This window comes from Campylobacter sp., from assembly GCF_019423325.1.
Lineage (GTDB): Bacteria > Campylobacterota > Campylobacteria > Campylobacterales > Campylobacteraceae > Campylobacter_B.
Genome location: NZ_JAHZBQ010000001.1, coordinates 1 through 16,545, shown reverse-complemented (window position 1 = coordinate 16,545; position 16,545 = coordinate 1). Strand labels below are relative to the sequence as shown.

The following is a 16,545-nucleotide window of genomic DNA, read 5'->3' as shown; positions in this document are numbered from 1 at the left end:
GCGAGATAAAATTTAATAAAATGCGGCGCAAACAGGCAACTAAATCGTATCAAGCAAGCGCAATATTGCAAAGATAAAATTTTAAAATTCTGCCTAGGTGCGAAGCAAAAAATTTGATCTAGCGGGCTTCCAGCATCGCGATTTTGTTGATGTAATCGGCGAAATTTAGATTTATCAAATTTGTTTTGATGAAGATGCGCGTGAAAATCACATAGCCGATCTCGTTGCTAAGTGTGCCGTCGGAGTAGATGAAAACGTTGGTGAGAAACTCGCTATTTTCGGATTTGTAGAAGGTCTCGATCTGAAAATTTAAAAGCTCGTAAAATAGCTCGTCAGTATCGCTCATCGCCGCCTGCATCTCCTCGTCGATACGCATTATATCGGCGTAGAGCACGCGCTCTTGGTTGGCGACGACGAAACATGCGCGGTTATTAAATTTCAGCGCAAACATCGCCATATTTTCAAAATCGCTTTGATTTTTTAGCAAAAAGTATAAAATTTTAAATAAACTGGCGTGCGAGCTAAATTCTATTCCAAAAGTCTCATCCGCCGCCTGTGCACTTGCGCGAGGAAATTCCACGATGAAGCTATCATCGACTTTTTGATAAATGCTATTTTCTTTAATCATATAATCCTCGTTAAAATGCACTCTTTGATTTTCATCGTCAATCAGCACGCAGGAGATTAAATTTTTATCACTCAGATCCGCAAAGCCCGCCAGTGAGGTAGCCAGATCATTTTCTTGCGCAATGGGAAAGCGATCGGATTTCTCATCCAAAATTCTTTTACCAAAGCCCAATTTTCTATAAAAAAACTCGCATGCGTCGACACTTTTAGCGACGCCGAGGAATGATTTTGCTTTAAATAGTGCCATTTTTTCTCCTAAAATTGCAATTATATCGAAACACTATTATTTCAAACTAAAATTTAACGTCCTGCTTGGCGCTTGCAAAAAGCAGTTGCCTGATCGCCTCTTTGCCCGCTTCAAGGTCAAGCCCGGCTAAGCTTAGCGGCGCGCTGAGGCTGTAATTTATGCGCGAAAAGGGCTTTGGCAATACCATCTCGTCCCAGCTATGAAATTTCCAAAAACTGCTCGCTTCGTAATTTAGCGCGTAAATACCTAGGCTTAGCCGCTGCGCAAGGATCACGGCTCCGTCGGCGACGCTGTGAAGGGGGCCGCGCGGACCGTCGGGAGTGATGATGACGTCGGTGCCGTTTTTTATCTCTTTGATCGCACCCATAAGCGCGCGCGCGCCGCCCTTGAAGCTACTACCGCGGATCGCGCCGATGCCGAAATGCGAGATCACGCGCGTGATGATCTCGCCGTCTTTGTGATCCGAGATGATGACCTTGGCGCGCCTTTTGCTGCCGAAATCCCGCAACCACCAGCGTCTATAAGCAAAGCTCATCATCGCCAGTCTTCCATGCCAAAATACGACGACGCAGGGCTTTTCGGGCAGCTTCGTGGGGGTAAATTTAACCCTGCATGTTAAAAAAATACACCAAATCAGAATAAAAATGAGATATTCGGCGATGCGGAAAAACAGCCGCTTTTTAAGCGATAACTTGTCCATAAAGCGCCATTCTGGCGGTTTTTTCGATACGTACTCTGCGCGTTTTGCCTAGCAGCTCTTCGCCGCCTTGCGCGCAGATTAAAAAATTTGAAAAGCTTCTACCGCACGCGGTGCCGCCCTCGCGCAGCTCCTCGAAATATACATCGAAAATTTTATCTTTTTGCGCCCTTGCGATCTCGTCTAAAATTTTAGCGTGAGCGCTTTGTAGCCTGCTTAATCTTTCGCTTGAAATTTCATCATCCAGCGGCTTTAAATTTGCCGCTGGCGTGAGGGGTCTCGGGCTAAATTTAAAGGAAAAAACCTGCTCGAATCTCACCGCCTCCAATACTTCCATCGTCTCAGCAAAATCATCCTCGCTCTCGCTCGGATAGCCTACGATGATGTCGGTGCTAATCGCCACGCCCGGGCAGCTTTGGCGCAGTTTAAGCGCGCGGTCCAGATACCACTGCTTGGTATATCCGCGCTTCATATCGCGCAAAACATTGCTAGAGCCGCTTTGTAGCGGCATATGCATCGATTTGCAAATTTTAGGATTATTGCAAAAAACGTCCAAAAATTTATCGTCCATATGCAGGGGATGCGGGCTGGTAAAGCGGATGCGCTCGATGCCCTCTATCTCGCTAAGCCGCATGAGCAGGTCGCTGAAGTCAATTTTTTCGTGGGCATTAGAAAAGCGCTTGCCGTAGTTATTGACGTTTTGACCGAGCAAAAATATCTCTTTGGCGCCGCGAGCTGCGGATCTTTCGGCTTCGCGCAAAATGATTTGAGCGGGTATTGAAATTTCATCGCCTCTAGTCTGCGGCACGATGCAGTAGGAGCACTTTTTGTCGCAGCCGATCATTATGTTTATAAAGGATTTATATGGCGAGCTCGCAAAATCGCCGAAGGCAAACTCGCTCTCATCGTAGTTTATGTCAGTGCTGATAAATTTTGGCGTACGGACGGCTTGCGAAATTTTAGATACGTTTCTAGCACCCAGTACGAAATCCACGAATGGCGCGCGCTTAAAAATTTCTTCGCCCAGATGGCTTGCGGTGCAGCCGCAAACGCCGATTTTGGAGCCCTTTTTTCTAGCTTTATCAAATGCTCCGATCTCGCTAAAAAGCTTATGCACGGGCTTTTCGCGCACGGAGCATGTGTTTATTAAGATCAGATCCGCAATATTTACGTCGTCGGTAATCTCGTAGTCTTGCTCTTTTAGCTGCGCGATAATATGCTCGCTATCGCGCACGTTCATCGCGCAACCTAGGGTCTGGATGAAGAGGAGTTTGCTCAAAGGATATGCACCTCGTACATATACTCGTTTTCGTTCAGCCCGTATCGCACTATGCGCTGATACACGCTAAAACCCTTAGTGTCGAAAAAATCCACCAAAGCGGCTAAATCTTTTTGAGAATTTTCTCTATCCAGATAAAATATTTTTTGTCCGCTCTTTTCTACTTGGGCTTGCAAATCCTCGATCTTAACGCTTTTTGGCTTAGAGGCAAGCTCCGTTCTGGCAAGTTTTAGCTGCATGATCTATCCTTTCATTTATGTTTTAAACCCGCGAGTTTAGCGAAATTTAGATAATAATTCGTTTAAATAAAAATAAAGTCAAAATTCCATATAATACCGCACTTCAAAATTTAAAATCCAAATTTAGTAGCACAAAATCAAATCTTAAGGAAAATTTATGGAAAAAATCACCGACATCATCGAGTCGATTGCAAATGAAAAGGGGCTTGAGCCCGCAGACGTCAAAGAGCGCGTCAAAACGGCGTTCATCCAGACCGCAAAAAGACTTTTCGGCGAGGAGTATCTATACGACAGCGAAGTCGATCCGCAGACCAAGCGCGTCAAGCTTTACCAAAAGGTTCACGTCGTCGCGGATGATGACGAGCGGCTCGGCGATCACAACTTCATCGCGCTTAGCGAGGCCAAAAAAATAGGCGAAAACGCAGAGATCGGCGATGAGCTAAGCTACGAAATAAATATCGAAAACCTTGGTCGCACGGCTTCCGGTGTACTGGCCAGAGAGCTAAATTTCCACATCCAAAGGCTGCTTGAAGAGAAAATTTTTGAAAACTATAAAAGCAAGGTAGGTACCCTTACCCACGGCACGGTCACCAAGATCGATCACGACGGCACGACCTACGTAGAGATCGAGGATACGAAGGCTTTCATGCCGCAAAAAAACCGCATCAAGGGTGAAAATTTCAAAGTGGGCGACGTGCTGCAAGCCGTCATAAAAAACGTAGCCATCGACAAATCCCACGGTATCAGACTGGAGCTTTCGCGCACCAGCCCGAAATTTCTAGAAGCCCTGCTTGCCGCCGAAGTCCCCGAGATCAAAGACGGCAGCGTCATCATCCAAGCCTGCGCTAGGATTCCGGGCAGGCGCGCTAAGATCGCACTTAGCGCCGTCTCGCCAAACGTCGATCCGGTAGGCGCTACCGTCGGCAAAGGAGGCGCTCGCATCGACGCGGTGAGCAGATTTTTAAGCAAAAATTTGCAAGACGGAAGCGGCGGCGAGAGCATCGACGCGTTTGAATACTCCGCAAGCCCCGAAATTTTGATCACTCGCGCGATGGCGCCCGCGATCGTAAACTCGGTCAAAATAACGCAGGACGGCAAGGCGATCGTCTACGTAAACCCTGATCAAAAAAGCAAAGCGATCGGCAAAAACGGTCTAAATATCCGCCTCGCCTCGATGCTGTGCGGCTGCGAGATCGAGCTTATCGAAACCGGCTCGGCGAGCGAGAAAAAGGTCTCCAAGGAAGAAGGTCTTAAAAATCTCGAAGCGCTTTTCGGCGAGCTGTAAAGATGGGGCGCGCTTTACTTTTTGAAATTTTGTAAGTTACGTGCTCTATAAAATTCCACGCCTACTAAATTTTGCAAATTTAGTAATTAATGGAATTTTGTAATTTAATACTCCACGAAATTCTATATTACGTAGAATTTTACGTCGTTTCGGAATTCTAAAATTTAGCGCCAAAGCAAATTTTGACCGAAATTTTACGGCGCAGAATTCTAAGCTTAAATTCTATTCATGCGCGGATTTGAATTGATGCGATATTTAAATTTACACAGCGCGCAAAATTCCGCCCCAAGATAAGCTGCGCCTACCGCTCATATAAAATTTCGACGCCGCCGTAGTGCCAAAATGCCTTCGGCGCGAGGTATTCGCCGCCCAGGACGGCTAAGCTTAACTTAAAATATTGCGGCGAGAATTCTGTGATTTTAGAGATTTCCTGCTCAAGTAGCGTCGTGCAGTAGAGGTTCGCTTCGCCGCGAGGTCTTAGCGTAAAACCCTCGCCGACGCGCTTAAGTAAAGAGGCGGCTAGGCGCGCCTTTTGCTCCTCACTTAAAAAATTTATCCGCGCCGCGCCAAAGTCTCGCGCATGCGGCAAAAACTCCCGCATCGAAACGGTCGCGACGCCGTCTCGCTCGCCCTCGCCCGTTACGGCGTGCACTATCACGAGCGGGCGTTCGCGCACGATTATGCCTACGTGCGAGTATTTAAAATTCGTCGCGGTTGCGATTATGCGGCTGTCGGTGACGTCGCCCATGCGAAAGACGAGATCGCCCGTGCGTAGATTTGATAAAATTTCATCCGGCACCCACAGTGGCTCTTTTGCCGTAGGCGCACGCGTTAGCGTCCAAAGCTCGCCGAGCCCGCTTAGAGCGAAGATCAGACAGACGAGAAGCTTTTTGGCTAAAGCGCAACCTTCCATTTGCCGTCTTTTTTGACGAGTTTAACGCTCTCGGTGCGGTTCGTGCCATTTTTAAAAGACACGGCGACTTTCACTAGCGCCGATTTCTCGTCGCTATTTTGCAGCTCGCCCGAGACGCTCTTTAGCCCGCCGCGCTTAGAGGCCTCTTCCTTGCCGGCGCCTGCCATCTGCATCAGTTTGCCGTTTATCATCTGCATAGAGCCGTCGTCCGATCTGTCCTTATCGGGTATGTCGATGATATCAACCAAAGTCTTGGAGTCGCCCTCGTATAGGGCTCTGATGAAGTCCTCGGCTACGCCTTTCGGGTCGCTGCCGCAGCCCGCTAAAACGAATATCGCAATGAGCGCGAGTAGGAATTTTTTCATAAGCTCTCCTCGTAGAAATTTTGAGGTTCTATATACAAACGATAAATATTTTTTAAATTCAGATCTTTCTGCTCGGGGGAATTTATATCGCGTTTGGATTTGCGAAAGGGGTATTCGGTCGTGCTTTTGCTGAATTAAAATAGAATTTTGCATTCAAAGGAAAGCTCGTCTTGCCTCGATAAAATTTTATCTTGCTGAAGCGAAATTTTATAACAGTTTCTGCGAACCGTGTCTTGCGACACACCACTCAAACGGCGCCCAAACTCATTCGGTAGCGCGTGAGGCAAGCTTTGCTTGTCGGAACTAAAATTTAATTGTATTTTGCGACTAAAATTTTAAAATTTAAATGCCGCCTTCGTAGGATTGCTCGCTTGCGATTTAGCTTTTTGCTGCGATACTCGCGAAATTATAAACAAATTTTATCTAAATGGGGCTATAATTCAGCAATTTTTCTAAAGGAAAATCATGGAAACTTGGGCGGTTTGGGCACTTGCATCAGCACTCTTTGCGGCGCTGACTGCGATATTTGCAAAAATCGGGCTTGAAGGCATCAACTCTCACTTCGCAACTTTTATCCGCACGATCATCATCGCCCTATGTCTCGCCATATTCTTGCGCTACGCTAAAGCCTGGCAGCCGTTATCGAGCCTAACCCCTCGCAACTGGGTATTTTTGATACTAAGCGGGCTGGCTACGGGTGCATCGTGGCTAGCGTATTTCAAAGCCCTACAAATCGGCAAAGCCTATCAAGTAGCACCGATCGATAAACTAAGCGTAGTACTCGTTGTGATCATCGCTGTGATATTTTTAGGCGAGCGCCCGAGTCTTCGCGAATGGCTTGCGCTAGCACTCATCGGCGCAGGCGTGATAATACTGGTGTTTAAATAACAAAATTTTTATTTGTAATATTTTTTGGTTTATGCGACAAGGCAAAACCAAAAAATAAAATTTAATTCCAGATTTATTTTTTAATGGTTGCTTAATTATAAAAGCATTAAAATTATAAAAATTTGTTTTAAAAAGGAGTATCTTTGAGCAATTTTAGCGATTTCTTTAATAGCGAATTTAAAGAGCTTGAGCAAAGCTTTCGGATTACCGATATAGACGATATCTTAAATGATGAAATGTATCTGATAGCCGGAGATTTCTACGGTATTCAAAAATTTATTTTTGAAAATATCAATACTAAAAATGCGGCTAAAATTCTGCGCGCCAAATCCGCTTACGTTCAGCTCTTCACCAAAGCAATCGCTAAATTTATATGCTTTAAATTGAAAATAAGCGAAAGTAAAATTCTAAGCATAAGCGCAGGGAAATTTGAAATTTTAATACCGAAGCAAAATTTCGCCCAAGATACATTTAACGATATCAAACACAACGTAGATAAATTTTTTATCGATAAATTTAGTGCTATTGCAGGTATGAGTTTAGTGGCGCTTGATTGTAAAAAAAGCGATTTTAGTGATATGGATAGTTACAAGGAGTTTAGAGAGCGAGTAAGCGATGCTTTCGAGCTAGAAAAACTTAATAAATTCGATCTTTTAAATCAAAGCGCAATCGTACTAAATTATGCCGATATAATAGCAATAGAAAGCGGCTTTGAGAGGCTTGGAGCCAAGCTTGTAGATACAAAAACTTCAAAAATTTCCCTTGACGAGCTAGGAATCGATTTAGAAGGCTTTAATTGCGAGCTAGAACTAGATGAGCGTATAAAATCTTATGTATTTAAAAAAGATGGGCAAACGGCAAGCTTTAACGAACTGGCGCAACTCGCATGCAATAAAATGCACGAGGATGGGCCTTTGGGATTAAAAGCTATAGCGGTGCTGAAAGCCGATGTCGATGGAATGGGGGATTTCATCAAAAATAGTAATGTTACTAATAGTTTTGATAGCTTTGATATGTTTTCAAAGGGGCTTGATAGCTTTTTTAGCATTCACATTCCGCGCTTAATAAAACAAAATTTTCCACATACCTATATAGTATTTTCAGGCGGAGATGATTTACTATTGGTGGGAGCTTGGGATACGGTGCTAGATATTGCTAGATTTATAGATGATGAGTTTAATAAATTTATTAGCGACAAAACACTTAGCCTAAGTATGGGGATTTGCATTGCAAAACCTTCCGTGCCTATTAAATACCTAGCCGAACTGAGCGAAAACCAGCTTGAGCTTGCCAAGGAATTTAAAGATGAAAAAGGGATAAAAAAGGACGCTATTACTCTATTTGGACAAACGGCTAGATGGAGCGAGTATAAAACGATGTATGCGCTCATAACAAATACGCTTGAAAGCATAGAGGAGCTAAATACAGCATTTTTATATCATCTGCTAGAGCTTTGCGATATGGCAAAAAGCGCTAAAGCTAATGACGCAAGATCCAATATCTGGGCTTCGAAGCTGAATTATTTAATAGTAAGAAATTTATCCAAAGACTCGCAATGGCTAATACAAAAGCTGCAAAATGTACTAGAAAAAAGTCCCGAACAGGTAAAAATGGCACTATGTGAATTCATTTATAAAAGGAGAGCAAGATGAACTACGCCCATAACGGCCAACAACGCAAAAGCTACGACGATTCCAAAGCCGATAAGTCTGGAATTTTATATGAAAAGATCACGTTAGATTATATCAAAGACGGCGAACTTTTTAATGAAACCGCGAAGAAAACGGCGAATAGTATTAGAACTAGTCAATCGCAAATCAGAAGATTTTACGACTACGTGCTGGATCTATGCGAAAAAGCAAAAACTAAAAATTCCGCCGAAATTTTGCCATTTGTGAAGATGCTAAATTCCAAAGTAGCCTATGCTTCAAGCAGAAAGAATGTAAGTAAAAACTTTGTAGAATTTATAAAAGACTGTGTTTCGCAGGTAGATAGCGTAGAAAAGCTCGAGGTGTTTAAACTGTTTTTTGAAGCGGTTTTAGGATTTAGTAAAGATAAGGAAGAAAGATGAAAATTTACTCTTTAAAAGGCGATATTAGGCTTTTAAGTGGACTTCACATAGGCGGTGGCGATGACGTTATGAAAATCGGCGGCATAGATAATCAAGTTATAAAAGACGCCAATTCTGGCAGGCCTTATATACCAGCTAGCTCGCTCAAAGGCAAAATTAGAAGCCTGCTTGAATGGGACTTGGGATTGGTAGGACTAGATCAAGATAAAAAAGGTGCACCATTTTCTTATAAAAATATAGAAAGAGCCAAAGATAGAAAATCTGCAGAAATTCTATTAAAGCTATTTGGGGACAGCGATGTCAAAGAAAATAAATTTGGCATCACTAGAATTAGTTTTAGCGACTGCCGAATAAGCCTCGAGAGTGAAGATAAAATTTTAAGCGAAGCAAAATATGAAAACATAATCGACCGACAAAAAGGTACCGCCAAACATCCGCGTCAAAGCGAGCGAGTACCTGAAGGAATTAAATTTTGCTACGATTTTAAAATCAAAGTATTAGAAGGCGATAATATCGATGATTTTAAAAAGCTTATCAAGCGCGGTTTAAATTTATTGGAAAATGATTATTTGGGCGGTAGCGGTTCTCGCGGATATGGAAGAGTGGAATTTAGCAACAAAGACGAATGGGTCGAAAAATGAAGCTCCTTAAAACCACGATTACGCCCACGTCGTCTTTTGCAACCTCGCTAAAAGGCGATACCTTATGGGGGCAAATTTGTTGGGCAATAAGATATAGATACGGCGAAGCAAGATTGGAAAGCCTTCTTGAAAATTATGATAAAGAGCCGTTTTTGATCGCTTCCGATGGATTTTTATCAGGTTTTTTGCCAAAGCCTTGCTTGCCGCTTAGCGTTTTTGGAAAAAATATCGATAAGAAAGCTATAAGAAAAAAGATTTGGCTCAAAGCGGACGATTTTGCCGAAGGCAAATTTCAAAACGCCCTAGCAGGCGATGAAATAGAGTCAAAAATCAAACAAAACGCCACAATGAAGAATTCTATTAACTACGCTACTTTTACTACCGATGCCGATGAATTCGCTCCGTTTGCACTAATCGAGACCGCATTGCCGCCACTTGATATATATTTTTTAATTGATGAAAATGCTTTTAGCCAAGAGGAATTAAAAGCTGTCATGCATGATATAGGAGAATGCGGCTACGGAAAAAAGGCAAGTATTGGCAAAGGGCGATTTAAGATCGATAAATTTGAAAATTTAAATACGCCTGCAAGTAAAATCTTTATGGCGCTCAGCCCTTTTGTTTTACAAGGATCCGATTTGGTTATCAAGAAGTGCTTTTACGAGCCATTTACTAGGTTCGGAAAGCATGGCGGAGATCTGGCTTCATCGTCAGATGTGACTAAAAAACCCGTATTAATGGCACAAACGTCAGCCCTAATAGCGCTAGAAGACGAAAGCAATATACAATTTATCGGTAAAAGCATTCACGGTGCTTCAACCTACAAAAAAAGCGTGCAACAAGGATACGCTATTTTAATGCCTACGAAATGGAGCGGAAATGAGCTTTGTAAAACACTATAAATTAAAAATTAAAATTCTAAGCCCCGTGCATATCGGAAGCGGCGAAATTTATGAACCGACCGGATATGTAATAGAAAAAATTCTACAACCGAGCGGAAAAGAGATAGATGCACTTTATGAATTTGACACAATGGCTCTATATGAAATTCTATCCGAAACGGATAGGGAAAAATTCCACAATCTAGTGGAAGTGTCTGATGAAAATGGGCTTATTAAAATGCAAAATTTTATATTCGCGCATAAAAAACAAGGAAGGCAAGTAGCCTATAAAATCGTAAAAGTAAGCCCGAATGCCGCGCAAGAATATTACGATAAAATTGGCAAGGTAGTTCAAAAAGAAAATGGCAAAAATAACGTAATAAATCAACTTGAAATTTATAAATGCGTATCGAATAAAAATCAAAAAAGGGATTCGGCGATCCTAACCTGCAGTAGTTTAAAAGGAGCGATTTCTACAGCATACCAAGAGCTATTAGTAAAAGAAGGAGTAAAGTACTATGACGTTGCGCGATCTTTTACTAAGTCCGAGCGACGGAAATCCATTTAAAAATCTACTCATTAGCGATAGCGGTGGTTTGGCAAGTAAAATTTATTCCACCGCAAACGTCAAACGAGAACTTAAAAATGATGATATAAAATACAATGATTCGCTAAGTACCCGCTTAGAAGCTATAGTCTCAAACGTGACATGCGAAATTCCTTTAAGCATTAAGCAAAATTCTACGGAAAAACTCCTAGATATTAATCGCCTAATCAAAGCTTGCAACGATCACTATGAGCCGATATTTCGCTCTTTATTTAATGACGACGGAGTGCTCGAATGCTTGAGTGAAAAATTTTATAAAAGCTACAAGGATTTTGGTAGAAGCAATTTGGCGCCAAATCAATTCTTACTTCGCGTAGGTAGACATAGCGGCGCACGCGCCGTAACGATAGAGGGCGAAAGAGAAATTAGCATAAAGCAAGGCGTCGGTAAAAATCCTATCATAAAAGAAGCCGAAACTACGACATGGCTTGCAAAGGTTAAAGACCAAATAAAAGCGGGGTGCGTGCCGTTTGGCTGGCTACTATGTGAGGTAAATGAGATAAAAAGCTAATCTTTTTTATCTCCCCCATAGCCGAACGCTCATCTTTGGTATAATCCCTCCAAAGCTCAATTTTACCATTAGGCTTTTCTACTACGCGCACGCCGCCTTTATTGTAAGCCTGATCCATAGACTTTGCAATCTGCGGGTTTTTAGATAGAAACTTATCCATCGCTTCCCTATCTTTAAACTCTTTAAACGCAAAGCCTCTGCTGTGAATTTCATCTACCTTTTTGCCGCTTGAAAACACTGAATTGATGCGATCTTTTAGATGCTTTTCATAAGAGCGAGCAAGATATTGCCCCGCTAGCGCGTCTCTGCTAGCCTTATCTAAAACGCCTAGATCTACGAGCTTAGCACTCATATCGTCAATCTGACGTCTTAGCGCGTCTGCTAGTGGCTTTAGCTCAGGCTTAATGGCATTTCCTTCACCCACCATATATTCATGCATAGCTACGCGATCTGCGTCGTCTAATCCACTAAGCGCGGATTGTAGATTTTCCATTTTAGCGCTATATGCGCTTTTGGCGCTAAATAGCTCATCGTTTCGCAAAAGATAATCCGCGCCTTTGGTTTCGCTTAGTGTGCGCCTTGCAAAGCGAGCTGCATTAATAGCGCCATTTTTTAAATTCTGCGCTAAGCTTTGAGAGCCGGATAAAATTTCATAAGCGATATTTTTAAACTCTTTATTGATATGCTCGCTTGCCATTTGCCTTGCGTAGCTTAGCCCTATATCCTTGCCGCTTAAATCCTTTAGCTCTGAAGCGGAGTTTGCTCCTACGGCTTTAAGATAGGAGCGCATATTGCTTAAGATGCTAGGCTTATCTTTTGCCGCAGCTTCTATATCCTGCGCTATCTCGCCTACCTTAGCGCCTCCTTTTAGCTTTGAAACCAAAGAGGGTGCATTTACTAGCCCAAGCCCGCCCAACGCTCCGATAAAAGCGCCTCTTGCTCTATTTTTATCATCTAGCGCTGCACCTGTGGCTGCTCCGGCTCCAGCGCTTGCGATATTAGCAGGGATTGCGCTAGAGCTAAAACCTTTAATCATATTCTCGCCGTTTTGTGGTATAATATCCGTAGCGGTGTCTAGCCCTTGATTTCTCATCGCTTGTGGGGTGCTTAGGCTAGAGAGTGTGTCCCCACCCCTAATCGCTTCATCCGCTTCACGAAGTGCGGGAGTTTTAAACTCCATAGGCTTTTTAAGATTTCTATCAGAGTAAAACGATATAATTCTTTCATTGACGGGGGTTGTAGTAATGTGGGTTGTAGACCCCACCCCTCCGTCATAAACTACTACTCTAAATTTTACCCCATCTTTATCTTGCCATTCGTAAAGTCTGCCGCCGCCCGCGTCAATATAAGGCTTTTTAAATTTAGCCGTATATTCGCGCATACGATCGCCGATCTGCGTCATCTCCGCAGGTGTTACATAGCCTTTTGCGTCTTTTTCAAAATGCTTTTGAATATGAGCTGCGCCTCCGCGCTTTTTGCTGCCTTGTTCTAGCTTCACCGCGTTTTCTACAAAGTCTATATCCGGATAAACCGAAGTTGAGTTTTTGCCGTTATACGCGACGTTGTAGATGCCGCGCTTCTCTTTTTGTATGGCTTTAGGATTAGTAATTGCTAAGATCTGATCTAAATACGCGTTATTATTAGCAGGGTTTGTAACTCTTAAAATCTCATCTAAAAACGGATTAGGCGCTTGCGCTGCTGCGGTCTCTGCCTTATCCGCCCCTTTTGCTGCTTCGTTCATCTTTTTTGGAGCAATCCCTGCCGCTTCCTCAAGCTCTGAGCGAATGGCCTTTATCACGTTTTCGTCAAGTCCGAAAAGATTAGGATTATTTAAAATTCCCTCTGCGACAGAGCTTTGTGGTATAATAGTGTTATCGGTCGGCGAAAAATGCTCCTTGCCGGTATTCATTTGCGCCCCGAGCACTTGTTGCTTATGTTGAGAGTTGGACGCCTCAGCCGCCGCTTCAAAATTTTGTGGCATAATAGTTTTATCAGTGACCGACCCCGCATTATCTGCGGCAGCCATTGTCCGAGAAGTATCGGAGTATCGGTTGAGGCGCGCCGATTGGTCGCTGCTTAATGGAGGGCTTAATAATTCGCCATCCGCCCGCGTTTGCGGAGCGGTCGTCCCAGCGGGCGTCGGGACGCCCTCTCTTAGATTTTGGTAGTCCAAGCCTTGCGCTGCTTTTTGCGTTTGTTCGCTTGCTTTGCCTAGCACCCCTTTAGCTAAAATCGGAGCGCGGCTAAGTCCGCCTAAAATAGCATTTGCCCCACCCCAGATAGTGCTTTCAAGCCCCGCTTGCTTTAGATCGGGCTTAGGCTGTCCGTAAGCTCTAGCCCCTCCGGTAAATCCTCCCATTATCGCGCCGTTTGCCGCAGATCCCACGGCATTGCCGATGCGAGTAGCTACCTTTTGGCTAGCGCCTAATGCTTTTGCTAAGCGGGCGGCCTTTGCGCTATGCCCTAGCATCGCAGGAGCTAGTGCAGTAGCATCTGCTATCTCGCCTGCTGCTTGCCAACCTTTCATATCGTTATCGCCGAAGTTTTCAATTTTATTTATCGCTGAGCTTGCTAAATTTGAGTTCTCGCGAAAGAAATCCCTAGCCCTGTCCGCTCCGTAAAAATCTGCGGTATCTGCTAAAACGTTATTAATGCCTCTAGCTAGCTTTTGATTGGCTGCAGCTTGACCCGTTACGAAGTTTTTTAATCCTCGTCCTATTATGCGGGTAGTGCCTGCACCTCCCGTTTGTCCTACTGCCTCCGCGCTTTGAGAAAAGGTTTGCCCTAGATCGTCTGCGGTATCTTTTAAGCTCTTGCTTGCATTATCAAAGCCTAGTGCGTCCGCTCCTGCGCCTAATGCACGAAGTCCTAGCTCGCCAGCCATACAATTCAAAATTCTCGCAGCTTAAGCTTAGACACAATAATTCCAACCCCCATGGAATTCCATTTTAAATTTAATAACGCTGTGTTCTTGTGCTACGTTATAATTTGGTAGCCACCTCTAGTCCAACGCAGTCGGGTATTTTATAAGTGAGGTATTAACGAAAGCTATAGAATAGATATTAAGCGCTACGAATCGGCAAAACCTATTAGGCAATGCCAATTTATAAGCTGAGTGTATGACGCCTTTTGATATCGAAAGCTTACCTGAAATTTTATCATAATGCGCTGCAGACGCTATTTTGTGAAATATACTACTGCTATCTTCAATAGCTGTATTCCAATAAGCCATAAAATTTTGTAAATAGCTTACGATAATCGACATGGACATGATGTCACTGGCTCTTAAACAAAATTTTATTGATAAATTTTCAATAAATAGTCCTTTAGTAGAATTAAAATCAGATGCAAAATAAGATTAGCTATATATCTAATGATGATACTGGCGTAAAATTTAAACTTATCTCTTTTTGTTGCTGGAGCTTGAAAGCCCGTAGATGTGATTGCCATAACGTTCTCCTTTTGAAAGTTAGGGCAATTTTCGCGCAAGTGCGGGTGCGTAATCTACCCATAAAACGCACTCTTTGGTATTTTTAGATTAAATTTGAAGGATTTTTGATAAATTTAGATATGATTGCGCGGTTTGCTAGTTAAGGGGACGGCTATTGGCGCGAGGTATAGCCCCGCACCTGAATTATTTTCCTATCTTTTTCATCCGCTCGCTTATATCTACGTATAGTTTAGCTCTTTCGTTTTGCCCTAGCGTTTCGTTTTGTTTGATCTGATCCATCATGCGTTTTAGCGCACCCCAGTCGTCTTTGGCTTTAGAAATTTCGCTTTGCCACTGAGCCATTGATGCATTTTTGAGATTTTGTGGTATACTATCGCTATGAGACCTTGCGTTAATAGGGTCTAATTTTACTTCGGGCTCATAATCCGAGTGGATAAGAGCGGATTTATTATCCGTCCCTAGCGCAAGGTTTTTAAAAAATTCATTATTTTTTAATCTCCCTTTTTCAAAATACATTGTTTTAAAAGCGAGTTCGTTTTTCTTTTTCTTGATCTCCTCTACAACTACATAATATCCATTTATCTGTTTGCCGCTTACGACGACTTCTTGTCCGGAATTATCCTTTTGAAATCGCTCTTAGGTCTGCATTGTCCGCGTATTCTTGCCATTTAGCTATATCGTCAAGGCTTACCGCTTTTTGTCCGCTCTTTTTTACTAAAATGCTATTCGCGCCGTGCCTATTCATAACGTGGGTTATCGCATCCGATCCGATAGTTCGTCTTACGTCTTGCGGATATTTAAATTTTAGCTCCCGCGCTCTTTGAATATCTAATTTATCAACGGCGATTGTTTTTTTACTCTCTAAAACATATTTGACTATATCGCCGTTTAAATTTTCCCTCCCTATAAGCGCCATATCTCTGCCGCTTTGAGAGCTAGCGTCGATGATCGCTTTCGTATCGATGTTTCGTCTAATCCCCGCCTTTTGATTTTCTATTATGGCTAGGCGCTCTTTGTCGTCTTTAGCGTTTATTATCGCCTTTCTAAGATCGGCGGGCGGAAGTTCCTTTACTTTTTGGGAGTTTTGGGGTATAATAGGATCATTGAGCGACGGGATCCGCTGCGCGTCGGGCTCATAACCCGAAAATGCAAGTCGTTCGCCGTTTTCAGCGTCTGCCGTCGCTTTGAATAATGAGCTTTCTTTAATATCTCCCTTAACCTTATACATTGTTTTAAAAGCAAGCCTATTGTTTTTGGTTTGTGCTTCCTCTACGACTACATAATACCCATCTTTTTGTTTCCCGCTTATAAGGGCTTTTAGACCCTGCTTGGTTTGAGATAAAATCTGCCTGTCAGGGTTCTCGACATAGTCTATGTAGTTTGCTATATCGTCGCGCGTTATCACTATTTGACCGCGCTTTGCTTCCGCCGCTTCGTTGCCGTGATTTTTTAAGGTATGTGTAATTTCATCGGCATAAATTGTCCTCCTTGTTTCGTTTGGATACTTAAAGCCTAAATTTTTGCTAAATCGGGGTCAACATTATCTACGGCTACAACTTTTTTATTCTCTTGAGCGTATTGAATTATACCCGCATTTAAATTTTTACGCCCTATGATTGTCGTATCACAACCGCTTTGAGGGCTAGAGTCGATGATCGCTTTCGTATCGATGTTTTGTTTTATACGCTCTTTTGCCCGTTCCACCAAATTTACCTTTTCTTGCGTGGTTAAATTTGGATCTATCAGCGCCTTTTTTAATTCCTCGGGGTTAAATTTAACCCTTACGGCATATATTCTTTCTTATTGTTCTTTATTAGATTTTTTACCCCTCTTACCTTTAGCC

General features: G+C 43.0%; 19 protein-coding genes. 8 read left to right on the top strand and 11 right to left on the bottom strand.

The window, feature by feature from the left end:
* Positions 1–118 precede the first annotated feature (118 nt).
* Genes QZ367_RS00095 through QZ367_RS00080 form a run of 4 tightly spaced genes read right to left on the bottom strand, consistent with a single transcriptional unit; the run spans position 119 to position 3,089 of the window.
* Positions 119–874, bottom strand: a complete 756-nt coding sequence (locus QZ367_RS00095; protein WP_291935581.1) for a hypothetical protein — start codon at positions 872–874, stop codon at positions 119–121.
* 46 nt (positions 875–920) lie between these two features.
* Positions 921–1,574, bottom strand: coding sequence for a lysophospholipid acyltransferase family protein (locus QZ367_RS00090; RefSeq protein WP_291935578.1), 654 nt, complete (start codon positions 1,572–1,574; stop codon positions 921–923).
* Positions 1,555–2,850, bottom strand: a complete 1,296-nt coding sequence (gene miaB, locus QZ367_RS00085) for a tRNA (N6-isopentenyl adenosine(37)-C2)-methylthiotransferase MiaB (RefSeq protein WP_291935575.1) — start codon at positions 2,848–2,850, stop codon at positions 1,555–1,557. The genes QZ367_RS00090 and miaB overlap by 20 nt, the downstream gene beginning before the upstream one ends.
* Positions 2,847–3,089, bottom strand: a complete 243-nt coding sequence (locus QZ367_RS00080) for an HP0268 family nuclease (protein WP_005870077.1) — start codon at positions 3,087–3,089, stop codon at positions 2,847–2,849. The genes miaB and QZ367_RS00080 overlap by 4 nt, the downstream gene beginning before the upstream one ends.
* Before the next feature lie 157 nt (positions 3,090–3,246).
* Here QZ367_RS00080 and nusA point away from each other — a divergent pair, with 157 nt between their 5' ends.
* Entirely contained in the window at positions 3,247–4,374 is a 1,128-nt protein-coding gene (gene nusA, locus QZ367_RS00075; RefSeq protein ID WP_291935561.1) for a transcription termination factor NusA, read from the top strand.
* Between the two features lie 301 nt (positions 4,375–4,675).
* Here the strand turns inward: nusA and QZ367_RS00070 are convergent, their stop codons facing one another.
* A complete protein-coding gene (locus tag QZ367_RS00070) occupies positions 4,676–5,287 on the bottom strand; it encodes a YiiX/YebB-like N1pC/P60 family cysteine hydrolase (protein WP_291935558.1) in 612 nt (203 codons plus the stop codon).
* Positions 5,269–5,652 carry a DUF4878 domain-containing protein gene (locus tag QZ367_RS00065; protein ID WP_291935554.1) on the bottom strand — a complete coding sequence of 128 codons (384 nt, stop codon included), beginning with the start codon at positions 5,650–5,652 and terminating at the stop codon, positions 5,269–5,271. Before QZ367_RS00065 ends, QZ367_RS00070 begins: the two co-directional genes overlap by 19 nt.
* A gap of 465 nt (positions 5,653–6,117) precedes the next feature.
* Here QZ367_RS00065 and QZ367_RS00060 point away from each other — a divergent pair, with 465 nt between their 5' ends.
* The 7 genes from QZ367_RS00060 (at position 6,118) to QZ367_RS00030 (ending at position 11,251) form a co-directional block, all read left to right on the top strand.
* On the top strand, positions 6,118–6,540 hold the full coding sequence (locus QZ367_RS00060) for an EamA family transporter (RefSeq protein WP_291935551.1): 423 nt from the start codon (positions 6,118–6,120) through the stop codon (positions 6,538–6,540).
* 143 nt (positions 6,541–6,683) lie between these two features.
* Positions 6,684–8,192 (top strand): hypothetical protein, encoded by a 1,509-nt coding sequence (locus QZ367_RS00055; RefSeq protein ID WP_291935547.1) that lies wholly within the window; start codon positions 6,684–6,686, stop codon positions 8,190–8,192.
* On the top strand, positions 8,189–8,611 hold the full coding sequence (gene csm2 / locus QZ367_RS00050; RefSeq protein ID WP_291935543.1) for a type III-A CRISPR-associated protein Csm2: 423 nt from the start codon (positions 8,189–8,191) through the stop codon (positions 8,609–8,611). The genes QZ367_RS00055 and csm2 overlap by 4 nt, the downstream gene beginning before the upstream one ends.
* Positions 8,608–9,252 (top strand): type III-A CRISPR-associated RAMP protein Csm3, encoded by a 645-nt coding sequence (gene csm3, locus QZ367_RS00045; protein ID WP_291935540.1) that lies wholly within the window; start codon positions 8,608–8,610, stop codon positions 9,250–9,252. Before csm2 ends, csm3 begins: the two co-directional genes overlap by 4 nt.
* Positions 9,249–10,154: an RAMP superfamily CRISPR-associated protein gene (locus QZ367_RS00040; RefSeq protein ID WP_291935537.1), complete on the top strand. Its 906-nt coding sequence runs from the start codon at positions 9,249–9,251 to the stop codon at positions 10,152–10,154. Before csm3 ends, QZ367_RS00040 begins: the two co-directional genes overlap by 4 nt.
* A complete protein-coding gene (locus tag QZ367_RS00035) occupies positions 10,132–10,701 on the top strand; it encodes a hypothetical protein (protein ID WP_291935533.1) in 570 nt (189 codons plus the stop codon). Before QZ367_RS00040 ends, QZ367_RS00035 begins: the two co-directional genes overlap by 23 nt.
* On the top strand, positions 10,652–11,251 hold the full coding sequence (locus tag QZ367_RS00030) for a hypothetical protein (protein WP_291935531.1): 600 nt from the start codon (positions 10,652–10,654) through the stop codon (positions 11,249–11,251). Before QZ367_RS00035 ends, QZ367_RS00030 begins: the two co-directional genes overlap by 50 nt.
* Here QZ367_RS00030 and QZ367_RS00025 read toward each other — a convergent pair.
* From QZ367_RS00025 to QZ367_RS00005, 5 genes are all read right to left on the bottom strand, one after another.
* Positions 11,178–14,135: a hypothetical protein gene (locus tag QZ367_RS00025; protein ID WP_291935528.1), complete on the bottom strand. Its 2,958-nt coding sequence runs from the start codon at positions 14,133–14,135 to the stop codon at positions 11,178–11,180. The two genes, QZ367_RS00030 and QZ367_RS00025, sit on opposite strands and share 74 nt — an antisense overlap.
* A gap of 413 nt (positions 14,136–14,548) precedes the next feature.
* Positions 14,549–14,701 (bottom strand): hypothetical protein, encoded by a 153-nt coding sequence (locus QZ367_RS00020; protein ID WP_291935525.1) that lies wholly within the window; start codon positions 14,699–14,701, stop codon positions 14,549–14,551.
* A 184-nt stretch (positions 14,702–14,885) separates the two neighbouring features.
* Positions 14,886–15,044, bottom strand: a complete 159-nt coding sequence (locus tag QZ367_RS00015) for a hypothetical protein (protein ID WP_291935522.1) — start codon at positions 15,042–15,044, stop codon at positions 14,886–14,888.
* Between the two features lie 274 nt (positions 15,045–15,318).
* Positions 15,319–16,182 carry a hypothetical protein gene (locus QZ367_RS00010; RefSeq protein WP_291938100.1) on the bottom strand — a complete coding sequence of 288 codons (864 nt, stop codon included), beginning with the start codon at positions 16,180–16,182 and terminating at the stop codon, positions 15,319–15,321.
* 32 nt (positions 16,183–16,214) lie between these two features.
* Complete coding sequence (locus QZ367_RS00005) at positions 16,215–16,406, bottom strand: hypothetical protein (protein WP_291935519.1); 192 nt, start codon at positions 16,404–16,406, stop codon at positions 16,215–16,217.
* Between the last annotated feature and the right edge of the window lie 139 nt (positions 16,407–16,545).

Coding starts and splice junctions, on each gene's coding strand:
- QZ367_RS00095 (WP_291935581.1), bottom strand. CDS start 874: ATGGCACTATTTAAAGCAAAATCATTCCTCGGCGTCGCTAAAAGTGTC.
- QZ367_RS00090 (WP_291935578.1), bottom strand. CDS start 1,574: ATGGACAAGTTATCGCTTAAAAAGCGGCTGTTTTTCCGCATCGCCGAA.
- QZ367_RS00080 (WP_005870077.1), bottom strand. CDS start 3,089: ATGCAGCTAAAACTTGCCAGAACGGAGCTTGCCTCTAAGCCAAAAAGC.
- nusA (WP_291935561.1), top strand. CDS start 3,247: ATGGAAAAAATCACCGACATCATCGAGTCGATTGCAAATGAAAAGGGG.
- QZ367_RS00070 (WP_291935558.1), bottom strand. CDS start 5,287: ATGGAAGGTTGCGCTTTAGCCAAAAAGCTTCTCGTCTGTCTGATCTTC.
- QZ367_RS00065 (WP_291935554.1), bottom strand. CDS start 5,652: ATGAAAAAATTCCTACTCGCGCTCATTGCGATATTCGTTTTAGCGGGC.
- QZ367_RS00060 (WP_291935551.1), top strand. CDS start 6,118: ATGGAAACTTGGGCGGTTTGGGCACTTGCATCAGCACTCTTTGCGGCG.
- csm2 (WP_291935543.1), top strand. CDS start 8,189: ATGAACTACGCCCATAACGGCCAACAACGCAAAAGCTACGACGATTCC.
- csm3 (WP_291935540.1), top strand. CDS start 8,608: ATGAAAATTTACTCTTTAAAAGGCGATATTAGGCTTTTAAGTGGACTT.
- QZ367_RS00040 (WP_291935537.1), top strand. CDS start 9,249: ATGAAGCTCCTTAAAACCACGATTACGCCCACGTCGTCTTTTGCAACC.
- QZ367_RS00035 (WP_291935533.1), top strand. CDS start 10,132: ATGAGCTTTGTAAAACACTATAAATTAAAAATTAAAATTCTAAGCCCC.
- QZ367_RS00030 (WP_291935531.1), top strand. CDS start 10,652: ATGACGTTGCGCGATCTTTTACTAAGTCCGAGCGACGGAAATCCATTT.
- QZ367_RS00025 (WP_291935528.1), bottom strand. CDS start 14,135: ATGGCTGGCGAGCTAGGACTTCGTGCATTAGGCGCAGGAGCGGACGCA.
- QZ367_RS00020 (WP_291935525.1), bottom strand. CDS start 14,701: ATGGCAATCACATCTACGGGCTTTCAAGCTCCAGCAACAAAAAGAGAT.
- QZ367_RS00015 (WP_291935522.1), bottom strand. CDS start 15,044: ATGGCTCAGTGGCAAAGCGAAATTTCTAAAGCCAAAGACGACTGGGGT.